Source organism: Streptomyces sp. NPDC005551, from assembly GCF_042871785.1.
GTDB lineage: Bacteria > Actinomycetota > Actinomycetes > Streptomycetales > Streptomycetaceae > Streptomyces.
On the sequence record NZ_JBIAJE010000016.1, the window covers coordinates 89,259 to 96,550 of the forward strand.

The 7,292-nt window shown below is 72.4% G+C and carries 6 protein-coding genes; all 6 read left to right on the plus strand.

Translation table 11 applies throughout. The features are described 5' to 3' along the window. Positions 1 to 555 precede the first annotated feature (555 nt). Positions 556 to 1,038 carry a CarD family transcriptional regulator gene (locus ACFYP4_RS33105; protein WP_003953493.1) on the plus strand — a complete coding sequence of 161 codons (483 nt, stop codon included), beginning with the start codon at positions 556 to 558 and terminating at the stop codon, positions 1,036 to 1,038. 435 nt (positions 1,039 to 1,473) lie between these two features. Continuing rightward, the gene (gene ispD / locus ACFYP4_RS33110) at positions 1,474 to 2,223 is read left to right on the plus strand and encodes a 2-C-methyl-D-erythritol 4-phosphate cytidylyltransferase (RefSeq protein WP_358855870.1); all 750 of its coding nucleotides are present in this window, start codon (positions 1,474 to 1,476) and stop codon (positions 2,221 to 2,223) included. Next, positions 2,213 to 2,731, plus strand: a complete 519-nt coding sequence (gene ispF, locus ACFYP4_RS33115; RefSeq protein WP_358855871.1) for a 2-C-methyl-D-erythritol 2,4-cyclodiphosphate synthase — start codon at positions 2,213 to 2,215, stop codon at positions 2,729 to 2,731. The genes ispD and ispF overlap by 11 nt, the downstream gene beginning before the upstream one ends. A 195-nt stretch (positions 2,732 to 2,926) precedes the next feature. Next, complete coding sequence (cysS, locus tag ACFYP4_RS33120; RefSeq protein WP_358855872.1) at positions 2,927 to 4,327, plus strand: cysteine--tRNA ligase; 1,401 nt, start codon at positions 2,927 to 2,929, stop codon at positions 4,325 to 4,327. 96 nt (positions 4,328 to 4,423) lie between these two features. Beyond that, on the plus strand, positions 4,424 to 5,365 hold the full coding sequence (gene rlmB, locus ACFYP4_RS33125; protein ID WP_358855873.1) for a 23S rRNA (guanosine(2251)-2'-O)-methyltransferase RlmB: 942 nt from the start codon (positions 4,424 to 4,426) through the stop codon (positions 5,363 to 5,365). 116 nt (positions 5,366 to 5,481) lie between these two features. Beyond that, complete coding sequence (locus ACFYP4_RS33130) at positions 5,482 to 7,176, plus strand: DoxX family membrane protein (protein WP_358855874.1); 1,695 nt, start codon at positions 5,482 to 5,484, stop codon at positions 7,174 to 7,176. The last annotated feature ends 116 nt before the right edge of the window (positions 7,177 to 7,292 follow it).

The window sequence follows — 7,292 nt, forward strand, 5'->3', positions numbered from 1 at the left end:
CACCGGTGACGCCTGAAGGCCGCCCGGGCGGGGCCGCGGGCACGGCCCGGCCGGCGCACGGGTGCCGCGAGCGGCCGGTGGCGGTCCTCAGGCCGGGCTCCCGCCCGGCGCGGGGGGTAGTTGGACGGTGCACCGGTCCGCCATTCACATAACCGCCACCAGTCGTGACTTGCGGATTTTCGGATCGGCATCGGTAACGGCGGGCAAGGAATGCGGAGGGCGCCGAAATAGTGATCACCGGCCGCGATGATCAATTCGGGAAACGTCTCGTACCCGACTCCGCACACCGAACGGAGTAGCGGAAGTCGACCTTGTGGAGGCGGACAAAAGGGGACGTTCGGACCTCTGGTGGCGACTTGGAGGCCGTGTGACGTACCTGTTTCGCTCGGCCTGGACAGCGGCTCCCACCTGCGAATACCCTCTTCGGCTCGCCCCTCGCAGCACGTTCCTGTTGCGCTTGTCAAGCCCCGAGATATGCCCTGACCTGCGAAAACGCCATTCAGAAGACGCCGTATCCGTGTTACTCTGGATAGCCACGGAAGGGGTACCTGTCACATGACGTTCAAGGTTGGCGACACCGTGGTCTATCCCCATCACGGGGCCGCGCTGATCGAGGCTATCGAAACTCGCCAGATCAAAGGCGTGGACAAGACCTACTTGGTGCTGAAGGTCGCCCAGGGCGACCTGACGGTACGTGTGCCAGCGGACAATGCGGAGTTCGTCGGCGTGCGTGATGTGGTCGGTCAGGACGGGCTGGACCGGGTCTTCGAGGTGCTGCGCGCGCCGTACGCCGAGGAGCCCACGAACTGGTCGCGTCGCTACAAGGCAAATCTGGAGAAGCTCGCCTCGGGCGATGTCATCAAGGTCGCGGAAGTCGTGCGTGACCTGTGGCGTCGTGAGCGTGAGCGCGGACTCTCCGCAGGTGAGAAGCGCATGCTCGCCAAGGCGCGGCAGATCCTGGTGAGCGAGCTGGCCCTCGCGGAGAACACGAACGAGGACAAGGCGGAGGCCCTGCTCGACGAGGTCCTCGCGTCCTGACGACGGCGGTCGTCGAGCGACGGTCGTCCCGACGGCAGTGCTCGTCGAGACGACGGCCTTGACGCAGGCGCAAGCCTGTTCAGCGCAACGAAATGCCGCGGTGCCCGATGACGCAAGTGCTGTCGCCGGGCGCTGCGGCATGTTCGTGCCCCGGGCGTCGCCGCGGTGCGCTGCCGCGCCCCGGATCTTCCCGGTCCCCGGCTGCTCGACGGCGCCGCCGGGTCGCGGATCATTGACCCGGGCCGACAGCGCTGTCTCCTCGACGGTCTTCTGCCCCGATGATCGCCACGCACCTGGGCCTCGGGCAGCCGACTCGACCGGATGTCACGGAAGGGGTCCGGTCAAGACGTCGCGCCCGGCACTCCCCAACCGTCGGCCGGGGGTACGCCCAGCGCATACCCACCTCGGCCGAGCACACAAACCTGACAGGAACCGATGTCTGACGAATCGCGCCCTTCGCCTCCGGAACCCCGCACCGCGGCCGTGATTCCGGCGGCCGGCCGGGGCGTGCGCCTCGGTCCGGGCGCCCCCAAAGCACTCCGCGCGCTGAACGGCACGCCCATGCTCATCCACGCCGTGCGTGCGATGGCCGCCTCCCGCGCGGTCTCCCTCGTCGTCGTCGTGGCCCCGCCCGACGGTGCCGCCGAGGTCAGGACGCTGCTGGACGCGCACCCGCTGCCGGAGCGGACCGACTTCCTGGTCGTCCCCGGCGGGGCCAGCCGCCAGGAGTCCGTGAAGTGCGGACTCGACGCCCTGCCGGACGGCATCGACATCGTCCTCGTGCACGACGCGGCCCGGCCGCTGGTGCCCGTCGACACCGTGGACGCGGTCGTCGAGGCGGTACGGGACGGCGCTCCCGCCGTCGTACCGGCCCTCCCGCTCAGCGACACCGTCAAGCAGGTCGAACCGCGCACCGACGGCTCGCCCGAGCCGGTCGTCGCCACCCCCGAGCGGTCCCGGCTGCGGGCCGTGCAGACCCCGCAGGGGTTCGACCGCGCCACCCTCGTACGCGCCCACGACGGTGTCACCGGCGAGGTCACCGACGACGCGAGCATGGTCGAGCAGCTCGGCACGCCGGTCGTGGTGGTGCCCGGGCACGAGGAGGCGTTCAAGGTGACGCGCCCCCTGGACCTCGTACTCGCCGAGGCGGTCCTCGCGCGCAGGAGGCTCAACGATGGCTTCTGAGGCGTCCGGGGGACTGCCGGCGGCCGGGCCGGTGCTTCCGCGGGTGGGGATCGGCACCGACATCCACGCCTTCGAGGAAGGCCGCGAGCTGTGGTGCGCGGGACTTCTCTGGGAGGGCGAGGGGCCCGGACTGGCCGGGCACTCCGACGCGGACGTCGTCGCGCACGCCGCGTGCAACGCGCTGTTCTCCGCGGCGGGTCTCGGTGACCTCGGGGCGCACTTCGGGACCGGACGGCCCGAGTGGGCCGGCGCGTCCGGGGTCACCCTGCTGACGGAGGCCGCGCGCATCGTCCGGGCGGCCGGGTTCGCCGTCGGGAACGTCGCCGTGCAGGTCGTCGGGGCGCGCCCCAAGATCGGCAAGCGGCGGGACGAGGCGCAGAAGCTGTTGTCCGAGGCGGTGGGGGCGCCCGTCTCCGTGTCCGGGGCCACGACCGACGGGCTCGGCTTCCCCGGCCGGGACGAGGGGCTGATGGCGGTCGCCACCGCGCTGGTCGTGCGGGTGGGCTGACGTAGCGGGGCGGCGGGAGGCCTCGGCTCCTTTGCCCCATCCGCCCCGCCCCGTGCCCGGGGCCGCGTCCCCGGGCCCCTCTCGCGCTGTGCGCCCGTCGTCGAACGCCGGACGGTCCCGGCGGATGTCACGAATACGTGTGGCTCCGGCGGCAGGGGGCCCGGGGCACTGGCCGGGGACCACTACCCTGGAGGGGTGACTATTCGCCTGTACGACACCAGCGCCCGGCAGATCCGTGACTTCACCCCGCTCGTGCCGGGTTGTGTCTCGATCTACCTGTGTGGCGCCACCGTGCAGGCCGCACCGCACATCGGGCACATCCGGTCGGGTCTCAACTTCGACATCATGCGCCGCTGGTTCGAACACCGCGGCTACGACGTCACCTTCATCCGGAACGTGACCGACATCGACGACAAGATCATCGTCAAGTCGGCCGAGCAGAACCGCCCCTGGTGGTCCATCGGGTACGCCAACGAGCGTGCCTTCAACGACGGTTACGACGTGCTCGGCTGCCTGCCGCCCAGCTACGAGCCGCGCGCCACCGGGCACATCCCCGAGATGATCGAGATGATGCGCGCCCTCATCGAGCGCGGTCACGCGTACGAGGCCGACGGCAGCGTCTACTTCGACGTGCGTTCGTACCCGGAGTACCTGGCGCTGTCCAACCAGGACCTCGACGAGCTGCGCCAGCCCGCCGAGGAGGGCATCACCGGCAAGCGCGACCCGCGCGACTTCGCCATGTGGAAGGCCTCCAAGCCGGGCGAGCCCGACTGGGAGACCCCGTGGGGCCGCGGGCGCCCCGGCTGGCACCTGGAGTGCTCGGCGATGGCCCACAAGTACCTGGGCGGCGCCTTCGACATCCACGGCGGCGGGATCGACCTGATCTTCCCGCACCACGAGAACGAGATCGCCCAGGCCAGGGCCTTCGGCGACGAGTTCGCTAAGTACTGGGTGCACAACGCCTGGGTCACCATGAGCGGCGAGAAGATGTCGAAGTCGCTCGGCAACTCGGTCCTGGTGAGCGAGATGGTCAAGCAGTGGCGCCCGATCGTGCTGCGCTACTACCTGGGCACCCCGCACTACCGCTCGATGATCGAGTACAGCGAAGAGGCCCTGCGCGAGGCCGAGTCGGCGTTCGCACGCATCGAGGGCTTCGTGCAGCGCGTCGTCGAGAAGGCCGGGGGAGTCGTCGAGCCCGCCGCCGAGGTGCCGCCGGCCTTCGCCGAGGCGATGGACGACGACCTGGGCGTCCCGCAGGCGCTCGCCGTCGTGCACACCACCGTCCGGCAGGGCAACAGCGCCCTGGCCGCCGACGACAAGGAAGCCGCCGTCGCCCGCCTCGCCGAGGTCCGCGCGATGCTCGGCGTCCTCGGTCTCGACCCGCTCGACCCGCGGTGGGCCGGCGAGAGCGACCGCGGCGAGGACCTGCACGGCGTCGTCGACACCCTGGTCCGCCTCGTGCTCCAGCAGCGCGAGTCGGCGCGGGAGCGCAAGGACTGGGCGACCGCCGACGCCATCAGGGACCAGCTCAACCAGTCGGGTCTGGTCATCGAGGACGGTCCGCAGGGGCCGCGCTGGACGCTCGGACCGCGCTGAGCGGCACCGTCGACCTTGATCGATTGTGCCGCCCGGGCCTCCGGGCGGCACACTTCATGTACGTACGTACGCACGCCTCACACAGACAGGTAGGTCATGGCCGCTAACAACCGCCGCATGTCCGGCAAGAAGGGCGCGCAGGTCGGCAGTGGCGGCCAGCGGCGCCGGGGCCTCGAGGGCAGGGGCCCGACCCCGCCCGCCGAGATGCGCAAGAAGCACAAGAAGAACCGCATCGCCAACGCCAAGGCGAAGCAGGACGTACGCCGGCCCGTGCAGCGCGGCCGTGGCGGCAAGGGCACGTCCGAGATGGTCGTCGGACGCAACCCCGTCGTGGAGGCGCTGCGCGAGGGTGTGCCCGCCGTCACGCTCTACGTCCAGCAGTTCATCGACAACGACGAGCGGGTGCGCGAGGCGCTCCAGCTCGCCGCGGAGCGCGGCGGCATCCACCTCATGGAGGCGCCCCGCCCCGAGCTGGACCGCATGACCAACGGGCTCAACCACCAGGGCCTCGTCCTCCAGGTCCCGCCCTACGAGTACGCGCACCCCGAGGACCTCGCCGCCGCCGCGTACGACGAGGGCGCGGACCCGCTGATCGTCGCCCTCGACGGGGTGACGGACCCGCGCAACCTGGGTGCCGTCGTCCGGTCCGTCTCCGCCTTCGGCGGCCACGGTGTCGTCGTGCCCGAGCGGCGCGCGGCCGGCATGACCGCCGGCGCCTGGAAGACGTCCGCCGGTGCCGCCGCCCGTACGCCCGTCGCCCGTGCCTCGAACCTGACGCGGGCCCTGGAGTCGTACAAGAAGGCGGGACTCGTCGTGGTCGGCCTGGCCGCGGACGGCGAGGTCGAGGTCGGCGAACTGGAGGCCCTCGGCGGGCCGGTCGTCATCGTGGTCGGCAGCGAGGGCAAGGGCCTGTCCCGACTCGTCGGCGAGACCTGCGACTTCCGGGTGCGGATCCCCATGCCGGGCGGCACCGAGTCGCTGAACGCCGGTGTGGCGGCGGGAGTCGTCCTGTACGAGGCCTCCCGACGACGCGCCTGAACAGATGTGCGCGTAACCACCCCCGTGGGCAACCGGGATGTTCCGGATGACCTTGACGCGGTCCGGACAGATCGGCCGGGTCAAAGCAGTGTCCTAACCAGACGTCACTCGGTTAGATGAGTGTGGACACCAGAACACCCCGCACTCCCACGGGGGACCGCTCGTCGGGCTACGACGACGCTCCCGCGCTGAGCATGGTGAAGGTGCCGAGCGACCCGGCGCAGATCATCGTCAATCATGCGAGCTTCCGTGTGCAGCTCGGCGCGGCGACGCGGACCCGATCCCCACGCATCGCGCAGTACCCGGCCTCCGCCCGGGGCACGGCGCGCACCCCCGTCGTCGGTACGGCGGGTGCGGTCACCGGCGGCCAGGCCGCCGGCACGCGCCGCCGCGCCCCCGTCGTCTGGAGCGGGAAGTCCGCTCCCGACGACACCGGCGCCACCCGGCTGCTCCAGGCCGCACGGAGCACGAGCGTGCGCCACGGCGACGACCCGACCGGCGGCGCGGGCGCGACGCGGGTCTTCCCCGCCGTCGGCCGCGGCGAACGGGACGGCTACGGGGCCGACATGACCGTCGAGACGGTCGAGACCCCGCTCGTGGGCAGCCAGCGGGCCCCCGCAGCCGGCGAGACGCGTCTCCTGCCGCACATGCGCCAGGTGGGCAGCGCCTACGACGAACCGGCCTACGCGGACGACCGGTTCGCGGACGCGGACCTCGACGACGAGCCCGGCCAGGACGAGTACGAGTACGAGGACGAGCCCCGCACCAAGCGGCACGGCGCGGACCCGGTGCGGCACGCCTACTACCCCGGCCGCCGGATGAACCTCGGCGTCGTCCTGCTCCCGCTGCGCGTCTTCCTCGGGTTCATCTCCATCTACGCCGGCATGGGCAAGCTCTGCGACCCCGTCTACTTCGACGGCGGCAAGCGCGGCTCGATGGTCAAGTGGCTCAACTCCCTGCACCCGTGGGAAACGGCCGAGCCGCTGCGGCAGTTCGCGCTCCAGCACCCCGTCGGCGCCGGTCTCGTCATCGCCTTCCTCCAGGTCGTCGTGGGCGTCCTCACGGTCCTCGGCCTCTGGCAGCGCGTCGCCGCCGTCGTCGGCGCCGGGCTGTCGGCCGCCCTGCTGCTCACCGTCAGCTGGAAGACGGTGCCGGCCTACGACGCGCCCGACATCATCTACCTCGCCGCCTGGTCCCCGCTCATCACCGCGGGCGCCCCGGTCTACTCCGTCGACGGACGGCTCGCGAGCGAGGCCTGGCGCAGGCTCGGGCCGCGCGCGGACATCTGGGAGCTGCGGCAGCGCGTGCTGCGCCGCGGCGCGCTCGTCACGACCGTCGTCGTCGGGCTCACCCTGCTCGTCGGCTCGCTCCTCGGCAGTGCCGTGCGCGACGCCGACCGTGTCGTCGTACCGGGCCCCGGCGAGGCCCCGCGCAACGAGCTGCCCGGCACCCCGCTGCCGGGCGAGCCCGGCAGGCGTCACCACCGGGCCACCCCGTCCCCGTCGAAGACGCCGACCCGGGAAGCGTCCTCGACGCCCTCGGGGGTGGCGACGACGCCGGGTGCGGCGGCGACTCCCGGTACGACGGGCGGCGTCCCCAGCCAGACGCAGGGCACCAACCAGGCGCCGCCCCAGCGTTCGGCCCCCGCCCAGCAGGCGCCGAGCACCAGCACGGGACCGGCCTCGGGCGGCAGCACCTCCGGCGGGACCACCTCGGGCGGTACGACCGGCGGCGGTTCGGGCGGCAGCGGCTCCGGCGGCTCCGGCGGCTCCGGTGGCTCCGACCGGCTGGTGGGCGGCCTTCTGGGGTGATCCTCCGGCTGGTACGGCGTTGGGGGGCCCCCCCCCGGGGGGGGGGGGGCCCCCCCCCCCCCCCCCGGGGGCGGGGGGGGGGCGCGCGCCCCCCCCCCCCCCCCGGCGCGGGCGGC